Source organism: Collinsella sp. TF10-11AT (assembly GCF_003437565.1).
In the GTDB taxonomy this organism is placed as follows: domain Bacteria; phylum Actinomycetota; class Coriobacteriia; order Coriobacteriales; family Coriobacteriaceae; genus Collinsella.
Genome location: NZ_QSQW01000015.1, coordinates 23,702 through 48,317 on the forward strand (window position 1 = coordinate 23,702; position 24,616 = coordinate 48,317).

Annotated in this window: 15 protein-coding genes and 2 tRNA genes; 16 read left to right on the forward strand and 1 reads right to left on the reverse strand. The window is 56.8% G+C overall.

All coding sequences use genetic code 11. The features are described from left to right. Positions 1-189 precede the first annotated feature (189 nt). Together DXC99_RS09190 and DXC99_RS09195 are read left to right on the forward strand one after the other, a co-directional pair. Positions 190-3,387 (forward strand): hypothetical protein, encoded by a 3,198-nt coding sequence (locus tag DXC99_RS09190; RefSeq protein ID WP_117629997.1) that lies wholly within the window; start codon positions 190-192, stop codon positions 3,385-3,387. 21 nt (positions 3,388-3,408) lie between these two features. Continuing rightward, positions 3,409-3,627, forward strand: a complete 219-nt coding sequence (locus DXC99_RS09195; protein WP_022094153.1) for a hypothetical protein — start codon at positions 3,409-3,411, stop codon at positions 3,625-3,627. A gap of 66 nt (positions 3,628-3,693) precedes the next feature. Here DXC99_RS09195 and DXC99_RS09200 read toward each other — a convergent pair whose 3' ends face one another. Next, positions 3,694-7,125 carry a SpaA isopeptide-forming pilin-related protein gene (locus DXC99_RS09200; protein ID WP_117629998.1) on the reverse strand — a complete coding sequence of 1,144 codons (3,432 nt, stop codon included), beginning with the start codon at positions 7,123-7,125 and terminating at the stop codon, positions 3,694-3,696. Between the two features lie 295 nt (positions 7,126-7,420). Here DXC99_RS09200 and DXC99_RS09205 point away from each other — a divergent pair. The 14 genes from DXC99_RS09205 (at position 7,421) to DXC99_RS09270 (ending at position 23,969) form a co-directional block, all read left to right on the forward strand. Then, positions 7,421-7,495: transfer RNA gene (locus tag DXC99_RS09205), tRNA-Gly, on the forward strand. Positions 7,496-7,920: 425 nt separating this feature from the next. After that, a complete protein-coding gene (gene purB / locus DXC99_RS09210; RefSeq protein WP_117584013.1) occupies positions 7,921-9,264 on the forward strand; it encodes an adenylosuccinate lyase in 1,344 nt (447 codons plus the stop codon). Between the two features lie 1,662 nt (positions 9,265-10,926). Continuing rightward, positions 10,927-12,912, forward strand: a complete 1,986-nt coding sequence (locus DXC99_RS10375) for an Ig-like domain-containing protein (RefSeq protein WP_158551693.1) — start codon at positions 10,927-10,929, stop codon at positions 12,910-12,912. A 344-nt stretch (positions 12,913-13,256) separates the two neighbouring features. Further along, positions 13,257-14,093: an ABC transporter substrate-binding protein gene (locus DXC99_RS09220; RefSeq protein ID WP_158551694.1), complete on the forward strand. Its 837-nt coding sequence runs from the start codon at positions 13,257-13,259 to the stop codon at positions 14,091-14,093. Further along, a complete protein-coding gene (locus DXC99_RS09225; protein ID WP_117584010.1) occupies positions 14,090-15,889 on the forward strand; it encodes a diguanylate cyclase in 1,800 nt (599 codons plus the stop codon). The genes DXC99_RS09220 and DXC99_RS09225 overlap by 4 nt, the downstream gene beginning before the upstream one ends. A gap of 113 nt (positions 15,890-16,002) precedes the next feature. Then, entirely contained in the window at positions 16,003-16,266 is a 264-nt protein-coding gene (locus tag DXC99_RS09230; RefSeq protein ID WP_117629999.1) for a TIGR03905 family TSCPD domain-containing protein, read from the forward strand. After that, positions 16,266-17,477, forward strand: a complete 1,212-nt coding sequence (locus DXC99_RS09235; protein WP_117630000.1) for a twin-arginine translocation signal domain-containing protein — start codon at positions 16,266-16,268, stop codon at positions 17,475-17,477. Before DXC99_RS09230 ends, DXC99_RS09235 begins: the two co-directional genes overlap by 1 nt. Before the next feature lie 153 nt (positions 17,478-17,630). Next, a complete protein-coding gene (locus tag DXC99_RS09240; RefSeq protein ID WP_006236208.1) occupies positions 17,631-18,353 on the forward strand; it encodes a response regulator transcription factor in 723 nt (240 codons plus the stop codon). 11 nt (positions 18,354-18,364) lie between these two features. Continuing rightward, complete coding sequence (locus tag DXC99_RS09245; RefSeq protein WP_117630001.1) at positions 18,365-19,930, forward strand: cell wall metabolism sensor histidine kinase WalK; 1,566 nt, start codon at positions 18,365-18,367, stop codon at positions 19,928-19,930. Between the two features lie 118 nt (positions 19,931-20,048). Next, complete coding sequence (locus DXC99_RS09250; protein ID WP_117630002.1) at positions 20,049-20,927, forward strand: phosphoribosylaminoimidazolesuccinocarboxamide synthase; 879 nt, start codon at positions 20,049-20,051, stop codon at positions 20,925-20,927. Continuing rightward, positions 20,928-21,503, forward strand: coding sequence for a hypothetical protein (locus DXC99_RS09255; protein ID WP_117630003.1), 576 nt, complete (start codon positions 20,928-20,930; stop codon positions 21,501-21,503). Between the two features lie 89 nt (positions 21,504-21,592). Further along, positions 21,593-22,873, forward strand: a complete 1,281-nt coding sequence (locus DXC99_RS09260) for an aminopeptidase (protein WP_117630004.1) — start codon at positions 21,593-21,595, stop codon at positions 22,871-22,873. A gap of 28 nt (positions 22,874-22,901) precedes the next feature. Further along, positions 22,902-22,977 (forward strand) — tRNA-Lys (locus DXC99_RS09265). 194 nt (positions 22,978-23,171) lie between these two features. Continuing rightward, positions 23,172-23,969, forward strand: a complete 798-nt coding sequence (locus DXC99_RS09270; RefSeq protein ID WP_117630005.1) for a TraX family protein — start codon at positions 23,172-23,174, stop codon at positions 23,967-23,969. Positions 23,970-24,616: the final 647 nt, after the last annotated feature.

The window sequence follows — 24,616 nt, forward strand, 5'->3', positions numbered from 1 at the left end:
GCATGAGAAGGTGGTTTGCTGCCATGATTTTAGTCCGATATGGAGATTAGGCTATATCCTTGTCCGCTCGGGGCGTTAAGATGGCCCGAATTCGGTCGTTTGCGCTCGCTCGGGGTATACTTTCGACTATATACGGTTCTAATGTGCATGCATTGGGCCTATTTGTCGGATTATGGATGTGGAGCGCACATGGCGAACACCCAGAACTATATTAACCACCTGCTGCAGAACACCGGCATTACGCCGGCATGCAGCGAAGAAGAGCGCTTGGCTGCCGAGGATATCGCTCAGATCTTCCGCAACCACGGCTTTGATCCCGAGGTTCAGGAGTTCAATGCCCCGGCGCCCAGTAGGTTGGCATTTGCCGTTACCGGTATTCTTGCGTTTGCCGGCGCCCTACTGATGGGCATCGGCGGCGGCATCGGCTTGGTCGGCACCTTGCTGGCCATTGCCGGCGCCGTTCTTTACGTGCTCGAACGCACGGGCCACCCCGTGGTTTCGCGCCTGGGCAAGACGGGCGTGAGCCAAAATGTCATCGCCTACCACAAGGCCTCGGGCCCGCTCGCGTCTCCGCGCAACCGCCCGGTGGTCGTTGTCGCACACTACGACTCTCCCCGTGCTGAGCTGCTCGCCCGCGAGCCCTATGCTTCTTATCGTGCGCTCATCGCCAAGCTGTTGCCCGTTGCCACGGTTGCCCCTGCTGCCGTTGCCATCTTGCGTATCCTGCCGCTCCCCGGCGCGCTCAAGGTTCTGCTGTGGATTGTCGCGATCCTCGCTTCCCTCGTTGCGCTCGCCAACGCGGCAAACATCATTTCTAACCGTTTTGTGCTTCCCTATACGTCCGGCGCAGTGTGCAACAAGTCTTCTGTCGCCGCTATGCTCGGCGTTATGGACAACGTTGCTCCCTTCCAGGGCGAAAACGAGTTTCCCGACGATGTTCCGTTCGATACCTATTTTGGGGAGCAGAAGCGTCGTGCCGAGGAAATGGCGCGCGCAGCGGCGGAGTATGCCGCGGCCCAACAGCAAAACGACTACGGCAACACCATCGAGTATGAAGAGCCTACCTACGCCGAGGACGAGTTCGGCCAGCCGATTGCTTCCGACGCTCAGACCGAGCCCGAACAGGGCGAGGCTTTCGACGAGCAGATCGAGGGCTTTGAGGGTGCGTCTGCCGACGAGACGCTGATTGGCGCCATCGTGCCCGAGGATCAGAATCAGGCTGTCCAGGCCGAAGAGTTCAATGACGAGGTTCCCGCTGCCGAGCCGGCGGAGGAGCCTGTCGCGGCCGAGCCCGAGCCCAAGCTCTATCGCAATGCCGCCGGCAACATCCGCTTTGGTTCGGATGCCATCCGTGCGCTCGGAATGCTTCCCGAGTCCTGCACGCTCGATTACGAGGAAGGCGAGGAGCCGACGTTTGAGCCCGAGCCTGCCCCCGTCGTGACTGCACCTGCGCCCGTTGTCGCCGTGGATGATGAGTCTGCCGCGGTTACCGCTGCCGTTGCCGAGCCCGAGGCGGTGTCCGCGATCGATCCCGCGGCAGGACTGGACATTTTGGCTCCCGCCGCGCCGGCGCAAGACGTTACGGACGAGTCTGACGACGATTACGTTGAACAGCCGAGGCGCGTGTCTTACGAGAGCGATACTGATTTCTCGGCCGAGATTCCCGCGGCAACGCCCCATGCCGATATTGTATCCGCGTTCTCTTCGATTGGCGCCAGTGCTTCCAACTTCTTTAAGGGTGCGCTTGCAAAGGGCAAGAAATTTGTCGACGATTTCGAGGAGAAGCGCGCTGCCGCACGCGAGGCTGCCGAGCAGGAGGCTATCGCTCAGCAGCAGGCAGCCGAGGCGGCACGTGAGCGCGCGGCGCAAGAGCTCGAGCAGAACGAGGCTATGCAGTCCGTGCCCGTCGACGCTGCCGAAGCTACGACGTCCTTTGAGTCCCAGCAACCGGCGTCCGCGGATGTTGCTGAGGCGACGACGTCTTTCGAGGCTCAGCAACATGTCGATAGCACCATGTCGTTTGATGCCGCGCAGTTCGATTCCACGATAACGTTTGAAAAGCAAGGCACCGCGATTGCCGGGCCCCTTCCTGTTTCCGATGAGCAGGGCGACGCGGCAGACGATGACGAGCCTATTGATGCTGCCGAAATCCAAGATGTCGCCGAGGACGAGCCCGTCGAGGCCAACTCTGACGAAGAGCAATACGCGGCAGCCGATCAAGGTGATTCGACCGAGGTCGAGCAGGAGGAAGTGCCTGCGGTTTCCGAGACTCCCGAGACGGATGAGTCGAGGCCTTACTCCACGCAGATTTTCACCATGCCGACCTCGAGTGGTTCCGGTGCCACGGTTGCCAATGTCGCTCCCACCCAGGACGAAACGGTCGATTCCCTTATGGCCCAGATTTCCTCCCAAGCATCGCCGCGTCCGCAGATGAATGTTCCCGATCCGGCGTCGGCACCGTCGCCTGCACCCTCCTCGTCTCCGCTGGCTTCGGTCCCCGATCCGTCGCTGCCGTCGATGAAGCAGACAAACGTTGCGTCTCGCACGTCGCTGTTCGACCTTCCCGATCCCTCCGCACAGGTCAACGACCCCTTTGCTACCGCTCAGGGTCCCGAACCCACATCGGCACCCGTTGCGCCTCCTATGCCCGTTGCGTCGGGCGCGCAGCCGATCGAGACCATTTCGGCTCCCGCCCCTGCGGCACCCAAGTCTCGCAAGCGCGGCCTGGGCGGCCTGTTCGGTCGTAAAAAGAAAAACGAACAGGACAGCATGAGTGACTGGCTGGGCGTCGAAGACGATTACGATGCCAAGAAGTCCGGTCGCGGCATCGGTTCGTGGGATAATTTCGAGGACGACAACGATGGCTGGAAGGGCGGCGCTACGTCTTCCGACGGCGCTTCTTCCGAAGATATGCTCTCGGCTGTCGCCTCTATGGGTGACGATGAGCTGCTCGGTCACGATATCTGGTTTGTGGCAACGGGCGCCTCGGATTGTGATGGCGCCGGCATGAAGGCCTTCTTGGCTTCGCATCGCGATAAGCTCCGCGGCGTATTCTTCATCAATCTTGAATCCGTCGGCGCCGGTAGGCTTTCGGTGGTGACGGTTGAGGGCGAACAGCAGCTGCTCAAGGGCGATCGCCGCATCATGAACCTGGTCAGCAAGGTGTGCAAGTCGTTCCATGTCGATTGTGGCGCGCTCGAGATGCCCTATGCCAAGACCGATGCCTACGCCGCGCTCGAGGCGAGCCGCCGAGCCCTCACCATCGCCGGCGTGGACGGCACGCGCCTGGCTTGTGCTCGTACCGAGGACGACCTGCCCCACAATGTCAACCCGACGAACATTGCCACGGTATCCGAGGTCGTGACCGAGGTTATCCGCCGTTCGTAGACGGAGCTCTAAGGAGTCAACGTGTTTTCGTATATTAAGCGCCATTGGCCTGTCTACGTGATTTTGACCTTGATTGCCATTGCGTTGGGGTTTGGAGCCGCCTATATCGTGGGCGCGAAGGGCTCGACCCCCGCCTCCGCAATCAGCGAAGAGGTGGAGCAAGAACAGAGCACGGGTGCCGATGGGATTCCTGAGTCCGAGCAAGCAATCGTTGATGGTGGATCTTCGTCTGCAGAGTAGATACGGCGATTTAAATGATTGAAAGCGGGCGAGCCGGGGGACTGGCTCGCCCGCTTTTTCATCGCGCTAGCGCTTCTTTGGGATTGACCTAAGGCGAGCGAACCATAGGGCTGCGGCACCCGAGGTCAGGAGCGCGGTGATGCAAGCGGCGATGGGGGCTGATCCTGTTGCCGGTAGGTCCTGCGGTAGGGTACAGCGTTGAATGACACTGTCCTCGTCATGTGACTCAAGTTTATCGCCGCCGCCGTTGCGGCAAAGATCGACGCGTGCGCTGTTGGTGAGTGCAGTTTGGGGTGTATAAGCCGACGTTGCCTGCATGTGCACGACTGCGCCCCGAGCGTCTGTGCCAAGGATTGCTCTGGCATCGTCAAGGTCGTCGTGCTCATCTTTGAGATCATCGCGGGTCCAAGAATCCGTATCGCTTCGAGTCGTAAAGTCGGCGGCTGCTGCACCGTATTCAATGCGAATGCCCGTCACGACGGTATTGGATGCAAGGTCGAGTTCTTTCGCCTCGAGTGTGGCGGATTCCGTGGTCGAGACATCCGCCTTCCAGAGGTGCCAGCCGTCGTAATCGACGAGGCGGCAATCCTCACCCAGACTCTCTTTTACTTCGTCGGACTCAAGCCAAGGATTTTCGTGCCCATCGTCAAGCGTCGCGTTTGCCGGCTCATCGACGTCTGTCGAGTCCAACGGCGTCGTGCGATACCACACGTTGCACAGACCGTTGAGGTCGCCGATGGCGACGGGGGTTTCGATTGAGACGAATCTCGCCGTGCCGTCTTTGGCGCACTCAAGATCATCGGTAATCGTAAACTCATCAACCCAAGTAGCGGAATCGTTTCGAGCATCGATGGTATAGGAGAAAAGCCCATCCGTATTGGTTTGCATCGCGGCGCGGTTTTTTCCATCGCCGTTAGCCAACAGACCCTTCCCGATAGGTTGGACAAGTTCCTGACGCTTGTCGACCTGTCCTTTGATCTCGATGGGCGCATCCTTCATCGCGACGGATTGGACTTCTCCCGTATCCTTTATTTCAAACGTTATCTCCTCGGCAAGGTCATAGGTCCGCGGAGACATCGTTTCGCGCAACGAGTAGGTGCCGGGTGCAAGATGTTCGATGCGGTGTGGCTTGTCGGATGAGGTCCAGGAGTCTATTTCGGTTTTATCGGGACCATATAAGGTGAGCTGTGCACCTTTCACTTCCTGCTCTCCGCTTGCATCGACCTTGGAGATATCAACCTTGGTGTAATCGTCGGATACGTTAAGCCGTGCTTCCACAACGGGTGTTTTCTGGTCGGCATAGGTAAGGTCGACGATATGGTGCGTCCGGTCGAGTAAGAAGCCGGTCGGCGCTTGAGTCTCGACAACCTCGTAGCGTGCGGTGCCAGATCCCAGCGGGAGGTCGTCCGCGCGTGCCTCTCCAGTTTCATCCGTCGCGACGGTCGCGACGGTCTCACCGTCGAGCGCGGCAATGCTACCATCGGGGCGCACGATATCACCCGAGGCACGGATCTCAAATATGGCGCCCGCGAGGCTGCTGCCGTCTACGGCATCGGTTTTAACGATCCTGATGTTTCCGGTCGCGGCGTGGTCATAATACGAGGCGATTGCAAAGGGCGTTAGGTTCATGTCGGCGGGTATGTTTACCTCGATCTCTTCACCGACAAGATAGGGCTCTTTGGCCGAGGTTTCGCGTACATAATAGGTGCCCGGCACGAGCGATTCGGGCAGTGTGACGGTGCCGGTCGCGTCAGTCGTAAAGGTGTCCATTACATTATGTGCTGGATACCAGCATGTTTGTGAGACAGGTTTGTGATTGCTGTCGAGGAGTTGGAAGGTGAATCCGGCTAGCGGAACAGAAGCGCCTGTTTGGGCATCGCGTTTTACAATCTGGAGATGCGTCGACAGAGCGTGGTTGTCCACGATATATTGAAGCTCGGCGCCGTCGGAAATCTGATTGGCCCCGACGGTCCATTCCCCTGCACGTTTAAAACCCTCGGGGACGGTTTCCGGAACCTCGCGAACGGTGTAGCCGGCGCGGTCGTATGGGATGGCTCCGTGGACACCGGCGGGTCGCTTGCCTGCGCCGAACCATGCTTCTGGCTGATCTTTGGTGGAGGCAAAGCCATAGATGTTTGTGGTCAGTGTGCCAACAACCTGCTGAGAGCTGTTGCTGACAACCTCAAAGACAACACCTCCTGCCGGCTGCTCCAGGCCGGATTGATCGCTATCGCCGTAGTCCTTGAATTTGGAAATCTCAAGGTCAAACGCAATGGGGATATCGGAAACGCGCGATTCGATCTCGACCACGCCTGAATCACCGAGATGGTCGGCTCCAACGGTATAGGACCAGCTGTCGTTGGCTGGCAGGTAGCCCTCGGGGGCTTTTGACTCGTAGATGGTAAAGGTTCCTAGGGGGACATCGGTGAGGGTAGCTCGACCGTTTTCATCGGTTGTGAGGGTTTGCGCCCATCCGGGGGTGGATTGCGACACGCACGTGAACTCTGCTCCTGCGAGTGAAGATCCCACCTGGGGTCCGGCATTCGTCGCGGCATCGAGTTTTACGACATGCAGGGTGATGGCGCCGGGTTGTTCATCAACGGCGACCTGTTCACCGTCATTCCCCGTGGTAAAGGCGATGCGATCACGACGGGGGACATAGCCGGCCGGCGCCTTTGTTTCAACTAGGTAGTATGCCGTGTTGGGCAGAAGTGCTGCCTGCGCTCGACCGTTGCTGTCCATCTGGATGGTGCCGACACGCGCGCCGCTGGCGCTCTCAAAAACATCGAATGTTGCCCCGTCAAACTGATAAGTATTGTTTCCGCTGGTAATGGCAGCGTTTGCAGACTGCTTTTGGAAGGAAACAGAGACCGCCGGCAGTACATAGAGCATGTCTTGACGTTTGCTGCCGCCCGATACGGCTCCTAGATAGCGCCGCGCGCGGTGCGGAGCGGCTTTGATGCTTCCTGATTTTGCTCTGTCGTGGAGCCATCGCGCAGCCGCCACGACTTCATTGTCGGCGGTAAAGTGTCCACTCTTGGTTTTGCCCTGAGCGGTCGTGTAGGAGTAGGTGCCGTCGACATGGGTAGTGCCGTTGAGCATCCATACGGCAAGTTGGGTGGCGGCGCGGGCGCGATCTGGTGAAAGATGGTAACCGCCAAACGACGTGGCGGTAGGATATCCGTGACAAACGATTGCCGCGAACTCGTCGTCGAGCCACACCCAGCCTTGATCAAAGTTGAGCCATGGGCCGCCCGGCTTGGTGGGGCCGGGGCGCTCCTGGTTCATGCAGTAGGCAATCGAGGCGTCTTGAGCTTCATACTTGCCGATGAAGAAGGGCCCACAATCATCGCTAATGGTGCGGAAGCCGAGCTGATCGTAGCCATCGACGGCAAATGCGGCTCCCGGTGCCAGGCAGCCGAAAAGCAGGAAGAGGAGCAGGAGCAGCGGACCTGTTGCGATTGCGCTGTGGACAGAGTGCGTGGGTGCGTTGGACATGGCTGCTCCTTATCCCTCGTGCGCCGCACGGGGAGGCCGCGGCGCTTGGGATGAGGCTACCGCCATGGTTCATGCGGGTAAGTACCAGAAGCTGACCAAAAGCTTGCCCGATTTCTGACAAAGCGAACTCAAATACAACAATCAGATAAAAGTACAGGTAGAAGATGGTAAGAAAAGAAAGACAAAGGTCCTCATCTCCACAATTGACGCGATTTTCAAACGAATCTCCACAGCTAAAACAAGCATCACCACCCTTGTATCGAACAAGACAACCGCGTTATACTAGCCAACACAAGCGGGCATCGCCAAGTGGTAAGGCATCAGCTTCCCAAGCTGACACTCGCGGGTTCGAGTCCCGTTGCCCGCTCCAGTTAAGAGCACAAGCACGGCACCATCACGGTGCCGTGCTTTTTTCAATAAAGTGCCGGGACTCGAACCCGACAGGGTGCGAGCGTTAAATAAACGCGAAGCGTTTATAGCGAGCAGGCAAGGTCGCCGATAGGCGACCGCAGCCGGTGCGTATTTGCGAAGCAAATACGCGGACGTCCCGTTGCCCGCTCCATCAGCCAAGGGGGATGCTGGGACACTCGGTTCGATCCGGTCTCCTTCGGCGGCTTTGCGGACCGGGGCATGCTGACCACAGCCGGTGTGCGTCCGCGACGCGGGCGCGCGGACGTCCCGTTGCCCGCTCCTGCTTCAAAATGTTAGGTTCATGCCTGCTGCCCATACTTGCACCCGCGCACGGTACAATGGTTGGGTTGCGACCAACGTGCCAATAACCAAAAAGGAGCCGCTATGATCGATCGCTATACCCGCCCGGAGATGGGACACATCTTCTCCCTCGAGAACAAGTACGCCATTTGGCAGGAGATCGAGGTCCTGGCCTGCGAGGCCCAGGCGGAGCTCGGCAAGATCGGCATTTCTAAAGACGAAGCCCAATGGATCCGCGACCACGCCAACTTTGAGAAGGCAAAGGTCGACGAGATCGAGGAAGTCACGCGCCACGACGTTATTGCCTTCCTGACCAACATGAAGGAGTACATCGACGCTGATGTTCCCGAGGGCGACCCCAAGCCCAGCCGCTGGGTTCACTATGGCATGACCAGCTCCGATCTGGGCGATACGGCTCTGTGCTACCAGCTCACCCAGGCCTGCGATCTGATCATCGAGGACGTCAAAAAGCTCGGCGAGATCTGCAAGCGCCGCGCCTTCGAGGAGCGCAACACGCTTTGCGCTGGCCGCACCCATGGCATCCATGCCGAGCCGATGACCTTCGGCATGAAGTTTGGCTCTTGGGCCTGGGAGCTCAAGCGCGATCTGGATCGTCTTGAGGATGCCCGCAAGAACGTTGCCTTCGGTGCCATCTCGGGCGCGGTCGGCACGTACAGCTCCATCGAGCCGTTTGTCGAGGAGTACGTCTGCGAGCACCTGGGTCTGGTCCACGACCCGCTGTCCACGCAGGTCATCTCCCGCGACCATCATGCCTATCTCGCCGGAGTCCTCGCCACCACGGCGGCCACCTGCGAGCGCATCGCTACCGAGGTTCGCAATCTGCAGAAGACCGATACGCTTGAGGCCGAGGAGCCGTTCCGCAAGGGTCAAAAGGGCAGCTCCGCCATGCCGCACAAGCGCAACCCGATCACCATGGAGAAGGTCTGCGGCCTGTCGCGCATCGTGAAGTCCAACGCCCAGGTCGCCTTCGACAATGTCGCCCTGTGGCACGAGCGCGACATTTCGCACTCCTCTGCCGAGCGCGTCGCCCAGGCCGATAGCTTCATCGCGCTCGACCACATGTTCCAGTGTCTCATTCGCGTTATCGACGGCCTGCAGCTGTATCCGGCTCGCATGATGGCCAACCTCAACAAGACTCGCGGCCTCATCTTCTCCTCCAAGGTCCTGCTGGCCCTCGTCGATACGGGCATCACCCGCGAGGATGCCTATGCGATCGTGCAGGAAAACGCCATGGCTACCTGGCACGAGGTGCAGGACTGCGCCGCCGGCCCCACCTTTAAGGAGCGTCTCGAGGCCGATCCGCGCTGCACCGTCAGCCAGGAGAAGCTCGACGAGATCTTTGATCCGTGGGACTTCCTCACCCGCATCGACACGGTCTTCGATCGCCTGGAGCAGCTCGAGTTCTAACTGATCGATTGGGGACGAAGTCAAACCGATCAGTTTACTTTCGGCCTCCGTTGAAGCTCGGCCTTTCAGCCCAAGCCCCGTTGGTAACGCGTTTATCAACGGGGCTTTTGCGTGGGAGCGTCGGGAAAGTCACACTTCAGCGGATGATGGTATATTGCAGAAATGTCGCTTGCCGTTAATTTGCCCCTTCTGGCAAACATTAGCTTGCAAGTGCTCGTTGGGGGGGGGGTATCCTTAAGCCAATTTTAAGGTGTGGGAGAATGCTGCGTTTTTTCACGAGAGATTGGACTTAGGGGAATGAGAAAAGGGTTTCGGAGGATAGCCGCAGGCATCTGCGTTGCTTTAACGGCGGCAACGTTTGGGCTGACGGTGGCCGCCCCGCATGCGGATGCTGTCATGCTGGAGTCGCAGGATGGTTCCATGGGTGCATCGTTTCTCCCATACGATTCGTCTACAGGCGATGTGTGGTCAGAATTTGATGTCGCTGTTGGACAGACGGTGAAAGGAAGGCTTTCCTTTTTTAATAAAAATCACGAATGGGCGCCCATTGACCCTAGTGATATCGATATCACATCGTCTGATGAGGATATCGCTAAAGTGAGCTATAAATCACGTGATTGGGTGTTGACAATTAGTCCCACCAAAGTCGGCACAACGACTATAACCATGAAGAGCAGGGCTGACGAGAGTTTAAACGGTTCTCTTAAGATTAAGAGCGTGGCTAATCTCAATCCAATTAAGGTGAGTTTCGTATCCTATGACCAATCCGGTGCGACGACAACGACTGCAACGCTGGGTTACACGGATGATTGTCCGCAAAAATGCGGGAACACGCACTATGCATTGCTAGAGGGGACAGTTTACGTTCACCCCAAGGACGAGACCCGTGCGGCTACATATTTTGAAATAAAGGAAGATCCCTCAAAGGATTCCAAAGTTCAGGCAAGGGTGAATTCGAATTATTATTCATATGGAACTTCTGAGCTAAGCGCTTCTTTGCAACTCGAGGCGTTGGCGAAAGATGCAAAAGAGGCCAAGGTTCTTGTCGACTATTGCAACGGCGAGACCGAGACGAAGAAGCTATGTGATGTTGTAACCGAGAATCAGGAGCCTGGATTCAATGAGCGTGGGAACAAAAAACAAAAGATGCTGGTTGGGGACAGCTCTTATCTTTCTGCCATTCTCAACGTTTCCCCAAATGAAGCACTGAAGGCATGCCAGCGTGCACATTGGGATGCGCTCGTTAGCTCTGTAACCTATTCTCTAGAAAGCAGCGATGTTGTTGAGCTTACCGATGGTGAAAACTCGTTTAAGGCAATAAAGCCTGGCACCGTTAAGGCTCATGCTCGTGATGGCCTTGGCAATGACCATCCCTTTGAGATAGAGGTTGTCGACCCTGCGGAAGTGAGCCTTTCGAAGGCTAAGTTTGTGTCGAGCGATTATACATTTCCCTGTGAGGTCAGTTCAGATAGTATATCCAAAGATTGGCTTTGGCTGGAATGTGACAGGGGGTTTGAATATCCAAAGGGCGTGCTGAGCAAAAGCGCTGAGGAATTGATGGACTCCTATGCCGGCGCAAAGTATTCTTTCACTTCAGATAATCCCGATGTCCTCGAGGTAAAAGGACCGATGTTTAATGGTGGCAGTTACTTGGGGTATTTAGTGCCTCATAGTTACGGCGATGCAACGGTTTCAATGTACTTGGGTGGTCGTCTCTGCGACACTATGACCGTTCACGTCGTCAAGCCGGGCGAGGAACCTGCAAAAACTACGGTCTCCATTACGGATGGTTACTCAACATCTATGGACAAGGGCACGACTCAGCAGTTGAAGGCAAAGGTTTCCCCTGACGATAAGGCCAGTAAGGTTGTCTGGTCCTCTTCTAACGAGAACGTCCTTACCGTCGATGGCAACGGTCTTGTTATCGCTGTCGGTGACGGTAATGCCACGATCACGGCAACAGTTGATGGAGTCTCTGCAACCACGGATACAATTACGGTAACCACTCCGGTAGTAAGGATCTCGAGCGTCAGTCTCAGCGCGTCGAATCTTAAGCTTGCTGTGGGCGGCGAGCCCTCGACGTTGACCGCAACGGTTGAGCCCAACAATGCAACGAATAAGAATGTGTCCTGGTCTTCGAGCGACCCGGAGGTCGCCACGGTTGCGGACGGCGTCGTGACCCCGGTCAAGGCCGGTGCTGCCACGATCACCGTTACCACTGAGGACGGCGAGTATAGCGCCACGTGCAAGGTGACGGTTATTCAACCTGCAACGGGTATCACACTCGATAAGCAGAAGGTCACGCTTGTGGGCGCTGCAACCGAGCAGCTTAAGGCAACGGTCGTTCCCGCGGAGGCTGACCAGACGGTTGTCTGGAAGTCCAGTAACGACAGCGTCGCTACGGTCGATCAAACCGGCAAAGTGACGTCTGTTTCCAAGGGCGCCGCAACCATCACTGCTTCGACCGAAGATGGCACCTATTCTCAGGATTGCGCGGTGACTGTTTCCAACCCCGCAACGAACCTTACGGTCGACCAGACCGCTCTTAACCTCAAGAAGGGCGAAGAGCGCACCGTGAAGATTTCTCTTGTTGGAGCCCTTGCGGGCGAGGTCGACGAGACCAAGCTTGCTCTGGATAACACGGGCGCTTCTAAGGCGTTTGAGGTTGTCGACAACGGCGATGGCTCCTACACCGTTACCGCCCTCAAGACCGGTTCTGGCTCATTTGTCATTACTGCAGAATCGCTCTCCCAAACCGTCTCGGTGACCGTGACCAACCCCGTCCAGAAAGTCGAGCTCGACAAGACGAGCCTGTCCTTTACCGTCGGTGATGCCTCCGTAAAGCTCTCCGCAACGGTGAGTCCTGTCGATGCAGACGATACGACGGTGAGCTGGGCCTCCAGCGACTCGTCGATCGCTACGGTCAAAGACGGCGTCGTGACGCCGCTTAAGGCCGGTACCGCCACGATCACCGCCACCTGTGGTGACAAAACAACGACCTGTACCGTTACTGTAGCGGCGAGGACCATTGCGGGCGTTGCAGGTAGCGACGGAACGGACGTTAGCGTAAGCGCCGAGAACAATGCCGCTGCCGGCATTGCCCAGAACAACAGCATCTCTCTTGTGGTCGAGGAACCGACAAATCTTACCGACGCCGCCAATGCTACAATTTCCGGCCTTGAGCAGGGGAGTACCAAGGTTGCCGATAAGCTCGATATCAAGCTTCTCAAGGACGGCGAGGTTATCGAGGACTACGAAGGCATGTCCTTCATCGTCCGTGTCAAGATGACTGCCGCCATGAAGGCGCTCACCAATCTCAAGGTGCTCTACGTTGCTGAGGATGGTTCCACCCAGGCTATGGATACGTGGATCGAGGGGGACTACCTCTGCTTCCGCACGAGCCACTTCTCGACGTACGTGGTGACGGGCGAGGAGGCCAATGGGGAGCCGGCTCAGCCTACGCAGCCCGTGACGCCGTCCCAGCCTGGTCAGCAGACGACGACCAGGGTGACCAAAAAGTCTACTAAGACTACTAAGGGTGCGCTCGCCAATACGGGCGATCAGGCCCCTGCCGTCGCCTTTATTATGGCCGTTGCCGGCGCTTCGTTGATTGCCTTCGCGCTTATGCGCAAACGTCTCGAGCGTTAGGGCGCCCCTCTCGTTTAAGCGCGACCTTTCAGTCCAAGCCCTGTTGGTAACTCGTCTTACTAACGGGGCTTTTCCGTTAAAGACTTCAGCCCGTGTGTCGCGTGCAGTGCGGCGCGTCGGAAACCGCCAGATACGCGGTCGGCGCCAACGGCCTGAACGAGGCGGCGGTCGGGGGTGCATTCGGGAGCAGTTGAGCTTCGAGTAGGGTTAAACTAATTCGACCGCTTGCGGTTGCATTTGGACCATTGGCGCCTTGCCCGTCTTGGGCGAGGCGCTTTTTTTATTGCCGCATCAGCCCCGGGTATAAAATGAAATCCGACTGCTGTTTCGATGAAGGGAGGCGCGTGCCCGGACGTATCAAGCGAGTCACCATTGTCTCGTTTACGCTCATGCTCCTTGTTGCTGCCTGTGTGGTCGCCCTGACGTATACCGTTCGAAGCAGCTCTTCCTCCTCGAATGAAGCCGACAAAGATCTCCCAGTACTCAAAATCGGCGTTACGGATAACGACCCCTATGTGTATATCGATACCACGGGCGATTACGTCGGTATCGATATCGACATCGCCCGCGAGGCCTGCAAGCGTGCGGGGCTCAAGCCACAGTTTGTCGATATTGACTGGAACGATCGCGACCGGCTGCTCAAAAACGGTGATATCGATTGCCTGTGGTGTGATTATTCTCCCTGTTATCGCGAGGATAAGTATTACTGGACCGAGCCGTATCTAACCGTGACGGTCTCGGTTGCCGCCAAGAAAACGAGCGGCATCAAGTCCTTGGCGCATCTCGATGGAAGCAAGACCATCGCGGTGATTGCGGGCTCGGTGAGCGAACGCCGATTGCTCGCAGGGGATCTGGAAATCTCGCCGGACGTGCAAATCAAATCGTACGGTTCTGCCGAGCTCTGCAAAGCCGCCCTCGCCAAAGGGTATGTCGACTGTTGGATGGCGGACGTTCAGCCGCTTGATCGACTTGTCGCCCAGTATCCCGGCCTTTACCGCGTGTTCGCTGACAACGTTATGACGGTTGACCTTGGCGTCGCGTTTAAGGACGGCTATGAGGGGGAGTACGTCAAAAACCTCAATACCGTGCTGTTCGAGATGGATCGAGATGGCACGATTGAGCGCATTGTGGGCAAGTACAAGGCAGGGGCGACGACGGACGGGCAAGGAGCGGAATCATGACAAATGATGAGCGCCGCTTGCGCCGAAAGGCATTAGTCACCGCGGCTATCTGCGTTGTGGTCAGCGCTGTTCTGTTGGGTCTGCTGTATATGGTCGGCACGCATCGCTGTCTCGATAAAACGCTTGGGTTTGGTCAGGAAACCATGGTGTTTTTAAAAAACGCCTGCGAAAAATATGACCGATATGAACAGGGAAGAAAAACCGAAGCGACGCACAATTTGGATGCCGTGCTCGAGTCGTTTTCGACGTTCTTGCCGTCTGATCACGTTGAAGTCAACGATGACCTCGTCGAGGAGTACGTCCATACCGAGCACCTTTCGGGAATGTTGGTCATGGACGCCGACGGCCATATGGCCGCTCATTACGATATTGATGGTCGCGATCCGCTGATGCTGTGGCGAGAGGAGCTGGCCTGTTCGTCGGTCGCATCGATGTATCGAGGATCCAAGGTGTCCTACTCGACGGTCGTTGAGCGTCGCGATGTCGATTTTGCCGTGAGTGTTGTTCCGTACGGTGATGGCGTAGCGCTGGGGTATCGATCGCTTGCGCTCGAGCCCGCCGATGATTATTCGTATACGATCGCCGACGTGCTCGTGAACAACACATTCCATCAGAGCCCAACGGTGCTCGTGATGCGCGATATGCAGATCGTTTCCTCAAACGATTCGAATGTCGATCTAACCCTTGCCCGGCTTCTTGCCGATAGCGGAATTGATTGGAAAGACGAAGGCTTAACACGTATCGAATATCGGGGAAGTACCTGGTATGCCGTGCGTGCGGCGTATGAGGACTATCGCCTGTTTGCGCTTTATCCCAAATCTGAGGTCATGTCGGGCAGGATTTCATTTATCGCTGCCGGCGTGCTGGTGCTCTTGGCGTTTTGGGTTGTAGTGCTGTTGGCGCGCAACATTGCCGATCGTCGCAATTTGGCCGAAAAGGACAAGCAACTCGGCATCATCAATGCTATCAGTTCCATATATGAGTCGACCTTCCTGCTGCATCTCGATACGCTCGAGATCGAGGGAATTAACATGTCGCCATCGGTGGCGAAGATATTTGCCGAGCACGCCGAGGCATATGACTTTTTTGCAACGGTTTGCCGAGACATTGTGAGTCCCGAAAGTCGCGAGGCGGTCATGGAGCTCTTAGATATAAAGACACTTCGGGATCGTATGGAGGGCGTGCCGTACTTGGATGCCGAGGTGCGAGATTGCCGAGGTACGTGGTATTCGCTGCAGGTTGTTCCACAGCGCCGCGATGAGCGGGGTCGACTGGAATCGGTCGTCGTGGCGACGCATAACATCTCGATGACAAAGCGCGCCGAGGAGCTCTCTTTCCAGGACAAGCTGACGGGACTTCGCAATAGAAATTACCTTGAGTCCCTTGGCGACGATCTGGTGAACGAGTCCCTGCCCGTGAGTGTGATCATGATGGACTGCAATTTCCTCAAGCATACCAACGATCTCTACGGTCACGAAATGGGCGATGAGCTGCTACGGCGTACGGCGTCTGTATTGAGGCGGGCGGCAGGCGAGAAGTTTGTGCCTATGCGCATTGGTGGCGACGAGTTCTTGTTGATTTGCCCTCACACCGATCGCGAATCCGCATGTGAAGTAGTGCAAGATCTTCGCCTCAGCCTTGCTGCTGCGAGCGATGAGGTGCTGACAGTCAGTGCGTCGTTTGGTGTCGCGACGGCAGAGACACCCGGATGTACACTGACCGAGATGTACCACATCGCTGACCACAACATGTATCAAGAGAAACGAAAAGTCCACGCTCGGGAAGCAGATTGCTAGTATTGCTGCCGCCGGTTTGCGCATTGGGGAATGTTGAATCGGTGCCCGCGATACTTTATCGGTTCGGACGGGGATAATAGACGTCTGAAATTGCTTTACGAGAGGGGAACGCAATGATTAGTTTTGATTACAAGCCTCAGGGCGTATGCGCTCGCAATATCCACCTTGACCTGTCCGATGACGGCAACAAGGTGGTGGGCGTCGAGTTTACCGGTGGCTGCAACGGCAATCTCAAGGCTATCTCCAAGCTGGTCGAGGGCGCTCCTGCCGATCGCGTAATCGAGGTTCTCGCCGGTAATACCTGCGGTATGAAAAAGACTTCTTGCGCCGATCAGCTCACGCGCGCCATCGAGGCCGCTCGCGCCGAGATCGCCTAATGAGTATCGCCGACCACGTCAAGAACGGAATATCGCGCCGCGGCTTTGTGCTCGGAGGGGCTGCCGCGGGCGCTGCCACGGTGCTTGCCGGATGCTCAAAGAAAACGGGTACCAGCGACGATGCTGCCGGCGAGCCACAGGTTATCAAAGACGACTCAAAGATTGTCTCGATTACGGATGAGTATGAGGCCGTCGATATCGATCTTGAGCCCATGGCTTCATGGACATTGCCCTTGGGTACGCTGCTGTACTACTGCGACGGCGATTACGCCGCGGCGATGATGGCCCCGGCGTCTGCGTTACATGCCAACACGCTTGGCGTGCTCAACTTGGGCGACGGCTCGCTCACGACGCTTATCGAGGATCCCGTCGAAGGTACGGGGTATTCGTTTTACGATGTTCGCGCCGGCGATGGCGTGTTTGCTTGGGTTGAGATGAACTTTGCGAACTCATCGTGGAAACTCTACGCTCAAAATCTGTCGGGCGCTTCGCTCTCTGGCGACGTGGTTGAGCTCGATCGGGGTGGCAAGGACTATGATCCGCCACTGTTTACGGCGTTCGGGTCATCGGTCATCTGGTATAAAATGCCTTCGGCAGGCGGCAATAAAACGAGTAGTGATTCGTTTTGCTATCGTCGCTCGCTTGATGAATCCAAGGCCGAGGTAATTTGGAAATCGATGGGCCGCTTTGCATCGGCCCCGCGCGCGAGCGACGGCATTTTGACCATCTCGCCGCGTGTCCGCAACGACGAAGGCGTCTACTATGGCATAACGGCAATCGATCTGACCGATGGCAACAACACCAAACGTGCCCAGCTAGTCCTTCCCTCGTCAGTCTCGCCTTTCGAGGCCGTATATATGGGCGATACCTTCGTGTTTTCTATCGAGGCGACCTATAGTGGCGTGGGCAGCTTGGGCAACATGGGCACGTATATCGGTAATGAGGGAGGGCCGTACCTCTTTCTGTCCCGCGAGCCGCTCGCATGTGCTGCCGGCAAGAAGAATAAATATCTCGTTAAGGTACAGGCATCGCATTTTCTCATCGACACCTCTGCCAAGACCTATGGCTCGCTGTTGTCGCCCGACCGCGCTTTGGAATATGGCGATTATCCAGCTACGGCGGGAAAATCGGACTCATTCCTTACGTACGCCACGGTGCGCAACAGCCAGGGTATACCCGAGACGGTCACCGCACGCCTATTCTCTCTTTAAGCTTAGAGGGGTTAAAAAGGCGCCAACAGGGGAATAAACGCGTTGTAATTGTGAGTACCGCCCGCCGAGCTGCCGCGTCATAGTGGCATCCGGCGGGCTCAGGTGCGTTAAAATGGGCTTGTTCTTAGCTGATTGAGACAGGGGGGCCGTGTTATGGCTTCAGATGCAAAAAAGATTCTGCTGGTCGAGGATGAGAAGGCAATCCGTGACGCCGTCGCTGCCTATCTCGAGCGCGAAGGCTACTGGGTTGTGGGTGTCGGCGACGGCCAGTCCGCGATCGAGGAGTTCGAGAAGCATCAGTTTGACCTGGTCGTGCTCGACCTTATGCTCCCCAAGATCCCCGGCGAGCGCGTTTGCCGCACCATTCGCGATACCTCGGATGTCCCCATCATCATGCTGACTGCCAAGGGCGAGATCGAGGACCGTATTATCGGTCTTGAGCTCGGCGCCGACGACTATCTGATTAAGCCGTTCTCGCCGCGCGAGCTTGTCGCGCGCGTACGCGCCTTGTTCCGCCGTGCCCATCAGGCCGACGAGCCAGCCGTCGAGGTACTCGACTTCGGCGATCTGGTCATCGATATCTCGGGCCACAAGATTTTGGTCGAGGGCAAGGAAGTCGACCTGACGGCTTCCGAGTTTAAGCTGCTCACCACGCTTGCCCGTCACCCCGGTCGCGTCTACAACCGCATGGAGCTGGTCGAGAAGGTGCTCGGCTACGACTTTGAGGGCTATGAGCGCACCATCGATAGCCACGTGAAGAACCTTCGCGCCAAGCTGGGCGATGATCCCAAGAAGCCCAAGTGGCTCTACACCGTCCACGGTGTCGGCTATCGCTTCGAGGCTCCGGCCAAGACCGATAAGTCGGACGAGAAATAGGGAAATCACATATGACACCTGCGCGCTTTGAAATCGGACAAAAGCACAAGCAGGAGAGCGAGGCGGGTTCCAAGGCTAGTTGGAACACGCCTCGTTCCGATTCACGGCCAACGATGAGCTATCCCTCGCGCATGGCACTTGCTTTTGCTCTGACATCGCTCATGACGGTATTGGTGCTGGTGGGCGTGGTCTCTGTTGTGTGGGGCACGGTCTTTTCGGATTACACGCGCTCCAATATCGTCGAGATCGCCAATTCTGCTGCCGAAAAGCTTGCGACGTCGTATGAGGAAAACGGCAACTGGACTGCGGGCGAGCTGCGCACGGTCGCGACATCGAGTTTGGTGTCCGACGATTTGGGCATGCAGGTCGTCAATAAAAAGGGCGTTGTTGTCTATGACGACTCGTGGCCTTCGGCAAGTGCGACTGCCGATGTGCGCGAGAGCGAATCGGCGTCTCGCAGCTCGAGCGGTAAAAAGGCCTCGCATAGCCCGGTCTCGTCTGCTCCAACCGACTCCGATAGCGTTGCCAACGTCGAAATCATAGCGTCTTCGGGCGAGCATGTCGGACAGGTGAAGCTATGGGCCATCGGCTCCGATGCCTTGCTCACCAAGGCGGATTCTGCATTTAGGGAGAAGACCTTTAACGCCATGGCCCTCGCCGCGGTTGTTGCAATCTGCATTTCGGTCGTTATCGGATCGCTCGTGTCGCGCATGCTCACCAAGCCGATTCATCGTATTACGAGCACGGCCAAGCAAATTCGCGATGGCGATCTGTCCGCTCGCACGGGCTTGCGTGGCGATGACGAAATCGATCAACTGGGTGAGACCTTTGACGAGATGGCCACCTCGCTCGAGAAGGACATGAAGCACGAAAAGCGCCTGACCTCGGATGTCGCGCACGAGCTTCGCACGCCGCTTATGGCCATGCTTGCAACGGTCGAGGCCATGCAGGACGGCGTGTATCCCACCGACGACGAGCATCTGGAAACCGTTGCTTCCGAGACGCGTCGCCTGGCTCGTCTGGTGCAGCAGATGCTCGACCTGTCGCGCATGGAAAACAGCACGGCTCCGCTCAACCTTGAGCCGGTGGACATGGTTCCTTTCGTGCGTTCCATCGTCAATGCCCAGGAGCGCCTGTTTGTCGACCGCGATCTGCGCTTGCGCTTTGCTGACGAGACGCAAGGTCACGACGATGTCGTCGAAGCCGATCCCGACATGATCACACAATGCGTCATCAATCTCATGAGCAACGCCATGCGCTATACCCCCGAGGGCGGTTGGGTCGTGGTGTCGGTGCTCAGTGACCGCAAACACGTCAGCGTCGCCGTTTCTGATACCGGCATCGGTATTGCCAAGGATGACTTGTCGCGCATCTTCGGCCGTTTTTGGCGCGCCGATGCCAGCCGTGCCCGTGAGGCGGGCGGTCTGGGCGTGGGCCTCGCCGTGACTAAACAGATCGTCGAGCGCCATCATGGCTACATTTCCGTGGAGTCGGAGCTTGGAAAGGGTACGACTTTTACGATTCATCTGCCTCGCGAGCACACGGCGGACGCGGCATCTACTACAATGGAGCACTAGCTTTTCGCTATTCGGTGAAGGAGGGGTTTCGTCCCTGCCGCTCCGAGTTTGCGAAAACGTGCGGGAAAGAACCCGCATTACTGTCGTATTTTGGTAAGGAGTGACTCACGTGACAACGATGGAGCGTCGTCCGGATTCCCGTGGCAAGGTTCGTGATATCTACGATGCCGGTGAAAACCTGCTGATGGTCGCCACCGACCGCATTTCTGCGTTCGACTTCATTCTTCCCGACGAGATTCCGTTTAAGGGAGAGGTGCTCAACCGCATCTCGGCATTCTGGTTCGATAAGTTTGCCGACATCGTTCCCAACCACCTCGTTTCCATCGACCCGGCGGATTTCCCCGAGGAGTTTGCCGAGTATCGTGACTACCTCGCAGGCCGCGCCATGCTGGTCAAGAAGGCCCAGACGATTCCTATCGAGTGCATCGTCCGCGGCTATCTGACCGGTTCGGGCAAGAAGACCTATGACGAGAACGGTACCGTCTGCGGCATTCAGCTGCCCGAGGGTCTGACCGAGGCCTCCAAGCTTCCCGAGCCGCTGTTCACGCCGTCCACGAAGGCCGAGATCGGCGACCACGACGAGAACATTTCGTTCGAGCGTTGCTGCAAGATCGTGGGCGAGGACATCGCCGCGCAGATTCGCGACCTGTCCCTCAAGATTTACAAGGCCGCTGCCGAGTATGCCGCGACTCGAGGCATCATCATCGCCGACACCAAGTTCGAGTTTGGTGTCATCGATGGTAAGGTTACGCTGATCGACGAGTGCCTCACGCCCGACTCCAGCCGTTTCTGGCCTGCCGCCAGCTACGAGGAGGGCAAGATTCAGCCCAGCTACGACAAACAATTCGTCCGCAATTGGCTCAAAGCCAACTGGGATATGACGGGGGAGACCCCGCACCTGCCCGCCGAGGTCATCGATGGCACGTCCGAGCGCTATCGCGAGGCCTTCCAGATCATCACGGGCTCCCAGTTCACAAGTATGAAGGAGAACGCATAAGTGAGTACCCGTAGCGCCACGAACAAGCGCACGCAATCCCACGAAGTTACCGGGGTTGCGCGCAAGTCCGCCGCATCTGCTAAGCCCGCCCGTCAGGCAGCGAGCTCTGTCCGCGTCGTGCCAGCTTCGTCTAAAGCTCGCCGCAAAGAGCTCGAGAAGGGCGAGAACCTCGAGGGCCTCTCTAAAGAGGAGAAGCGCGCTCGCAAGGCCAAACAGCGCGCCAAGGAGGATCGTATCTACACGGTGTCGAATATCCTTCTCAAGCAGGATGAGGACTACACCAAGCGCCGCCGTATTTGGTGGGCCGTGCTCGCTATCGGCATGGTGTTCATCGTGGCAATTTGGGTTTCGTTCTACTTCGTTCCCGGCGGCACGGTGTCCAGTCCCGTCCAGATGGTCGGCATCGTTTTGTCCTATGTCATCATTCTGGGTGACTTTATCTACGACTTCGTTCGTATTCGTCCCCTGCGCAACATGTACCGCACGCAGGCCGAGGGCATGTCCGAGAACAAGCTCAACGCTCTTATTGAGCGCGCGGCTGCCGAGGAGGACACGAAGGCCTCCAAGAAGAAGTAGCGCTTGTATCCATACTTATCGCTAAGATATAAGGCGCGTCGTTTTTGCGGCGCGTCTTTTTACTGTTCTATAGATAGATGGAGTGGCACATGATTCGAGCTGCCCTGACGGTCGAAGAAGCTCTGGAGGGCATGAAGGCCCTGGAGCCCAAGATTAAAAACTATGCGCGTCTGGTTGTCCGCAAGGGCGTAAACGTCAAGCCCGGCCAGGAGGTTGTCGTTCAGTCTCCGGTCGAGTGCGCGCCTTTTGCCCGCGTGGTGGTCGCGGAGGCTTATGACGCCGGCGCTGGCCACGTGACGGTCATTTGGGCCGATGATGCCGTGACGAGGCTCACGTACGAGCATGTCGATAAAAGCTATTTTGAGCAGACGCCCGAGTGGAAGCGCCTGCAGCTGGATTCCCTGGCCCAAGATGGCGCCTGCTTTATCTTTATCGAGGGCGCGGACCCTGCAGCTCTCAAGGGTATCGATCCCGCCAAGCCCGCCGCGGCTTCCAAGGCAAGGAACACGCAGTGCAAGGTCTTCCGCCGTGGACTGGACTACAACATCAACCCGTGGTGCATCGCCGGCGCTCCGGTCGTGGCTTGGGCGCACGAGGTGTTCCCGGGAGACACCGATGAGGTTGCAATCTATAAGCTGTGGAATGCGATTCTGCACACCGCTCGTGCCGATGGCCAGGACCCGGAGAGCGACTGGGAGCTTCATGACGCGGCGTTCGAAAAGAACCTGCGTTTCCTGAACGACAATCGTTTTGACCGCCTGCATTACATCGCGGAAAATGGAACCGATCTGACGATTGGCATGACGAAGGGTCACGAGTGGGCCGGCGGCAAGGGCAAGACGCCCGATGGCCACCCCTTCTTCCCCAACATCCCCACCGAGGAGGTTTTTACCTCGCCTGATCGCATGCGCGCTGACGGAATCGTCTACTCGGCCATGCCGCTCATCCACCACGGTAACAAGGTCGACGATTTTTGGATTAAGTTCGAGGGCGGCCGTGTGGTGGACTACGACGCCCGCGTGGGCAAGGCGACGCTTGCGAGCATCATTGACACCGACGAAGGTGCCGCTCGTTTGGGTGAGGTCGCGCTCATCTCCAAGAACACGCCGATCCGCGAAAGTGGCGTTCTGTTCTACGATACGCTCTATGACGAGAACGCCAGCTGCCACCTTGCGCTGGGTGTCGGCTTCCCCGAGTGCATCGAGGGCGGGTATGACATGTCCAAGGAGGAGCTCCTGGAGCATGGCGTTAACGTCTCGAGCACGCATGTCGACTTTATGATCGGCACGGACGACATCGATATTACGGGCATTACGCCTGATGGACGTGAAGTTGTGATTTTCCAGAACGGCCAATGGAGTTGGGAATAGTCCCAGACCGTGGTACAATGCCACCCGCGGGCCGTTAGCTCAGCTGGCAGAGCAGGGGACTTTTAATCCCAAGGTCCAGGGTTCGAACCCCTGACGGCCCACCATAGAAAAGAAAAGCGACTGGCGGATGCCGGCCGCTTTTTTGTTGCCGGTACACGGGTTCGAACCCGTCGGGGCGCGGAGCTGAGTAAACGCGAGAGCGTTTGCCAGCGCAGCGCGCAAGGCGCGAAAGCGCCGCAGCGGCCGCCTGCGGAGCAGGCTGAACCCCTGACGGCCCACCCAAAGAAAGGAAAACAAAATGAAAACAGATAGATATGGAATTAGCGGCAGCACATTAAAGATAATAGCAGCCATTTCGATGGTTCTCGATCATGTGAGCAGAATCGTCCTGACCAATGGAATCATGACTCACGCATCGTACAGTCAGATATCAGACGAACAGTGGGCGATTCTAAGCCAAGCTTCGGATGTGCTTCATGTTCTTGGCAGAATTGCATTTCCCTTATTTTGCTTTTTGATAGTTGAGGGATTTTTGCATACTCATGACATAAAGAAGTACCTGCGAAATATGCTTGTCTTCGCAATCATTACGGAGCCCATATACGATTTCGTTCAAACCGGGCAACTATTTGACCTTCGGCAACAAAATGTTATGTGTGAGCTCCTGCTTTCCTTGGTCTTTTTGATTATTCTGGAAAAGATACAAAGTCTTTCAAAATGGAAAAGGTACATCGCAGAAACTGCTCTGATTGTTTTGACAGCACTGGCAGCTGAATACACTAAACTGGATGGCGGTGTGTACGGCATTCTGCTTGTGGCTGCATTCTATTTATTCCACGACAGCAAGGCCAAGATGTTCTTTGCTGCAGTGTGCGCAGTGCTCCTTTCGTCATGCCATATAGTTGGCGGCGGATTCGAGTTTGCTACAGCTAATGTACTTAATCCTGATGCTGCTGCCGCGGTCGTTTCGTTGCTGCTTATCAATCTTTATAATGGCAAGCGAGGGCTGAAGCTCAAATATTTCTTCTACATTTTCTATCCGGCACATCTTGCTCTGCTTTATGGCGTCTCACTTATTGTTTTGAACTGTCTTTAAAAACTCTCAAACAAGTCTCTGAAAGCAGAAACAAATTGACCCTAAGACTGCTTGTGAATTTCCGGAAGACCTGAGAGGTGCGAGGATAGGCAACGAGGGCTGCAGAAAGATGCTTCTCAGTTCTCTGGCGAATCGCACGTATCTGCATGAGGATCACTTCCACACACTCATTAATAACAGTGATAAACACGGCAGATCCTCAAAACATGAGGCTGCGGAGGTCGAACGATGCTTCGAAAGCATGAATGGCAGCGAGAAAATGAGTTCGGAAGCACCCTCTGGATGCTCCAGCAAAGAACAGAAGGCGATCGGCTCCGGCTGGTCGCATTTTTGTTGCCGGTGCACGGGCTCGAACCCGAACTTGTCTATATATAAGAACGCTTGGCGAACAAAACCTGCCTTTTACCGACGGGAAACAAATAGGTGATGCTTTTGGAGTAAAGTGGCGCTCCAGAGATGACCGATGCCTTAACACCTATAAACCAGCTGGTCATCGCCAATATCAGAAGCTCTTGCTTCGAATACGGCCTCAGTGAAGCAACTGAGGGTTCTATTCATTTGTGAACAAAATATGGAGTGCTGGATTCCCGCCCCCGGGGGCCCTCCGGTCTGGCAATATATCTCCTTGCCGCGCGGCCCGGTCGGAC

What these genes read in the sequence shown, in the direction of transcription:
- DXC99_RS09250 (WP_117630002.1), top strand. Translation starts at nt 20,049, where the DNA reads ATGGAGCGTCGTCCGGATTCCCGTGGCAAGGTTCGTGATATCTACGAT.
- DXC99_RS09260 (WP_117630004.1), top strand. Translation starts at nt 21,593, where the DNA reads ATGATTCGAGCTGCCCTGACGGTCGAAGAAGCTCTGGAGGGCATGAAG.
- DXC99_RS09200 (WP_117629998.1), bottom strand. Translation starts at nt 7,125, where the DNA reads ATGTCCAACGCACCCACGCACTCTGTCCACAGCGCAATCGCAACAGGT.
- DXC99_RS09235 (WP_117630000.1), top strand. Translation starts at nt 16,266, where the DNA reads ATGAGTATCGCCGACCACGTCAAGAACGGAATATCGCGCCGCGGCTTT.
- DXC99_RS09245 (WP_117630001.1), top strand. Translation starts at nt 18,365, where the DNA reads ATGACACCTGCGCGCTTTGAAATCGGACAAAAGCACAAGCAGGAGAGC.
- DXC99_RS09270 (WP_117630005.1), top strand. Translation starts at nt 23,172, where the DNA reads ATGAAAACAGATAGATATGGAATTAGCGGCAGCACATTAAAGATAATA.
- DXC99_RS09240 (WP_006236208.1), top strand. Translation starts at nt 17,631, where the DNA reads ATGGCTTCAGATGCAAAAAAGATTCTGCTGGTCGAGGATGAGAAGGCA.
- DXC99_RS09230 (WP_117629999.1), top strand. Translation starts at nt 16,003, where the DNA reads ATGATTAGTTTTGATTACAAGCCTCAGGGCGTATGCGCTCGCAATATC.
- DXC99_RS09225 (WP_117584010.1), top strand. Translation starts at nt 14,090, where the DNA reads ATGACAAATGATGAGCGCCGCTTGCGCCGAAAGGCATTAGTCACCGCG.
- DXC99_RS09190 (WP_117629997.1), top strand. Translation starts at nt 190, where the DNA reads ATGGCGAACACCCAGAACTATATTAACCACCTGCTGCAGAACACCGGC.
- purB (WP_117584013.1), top strand. Translation starts at nt 7,921, where the DNA reads ATGATCGATCGCTATACCCGCCCGGAGATGGGACACATCTTCTCCCTC.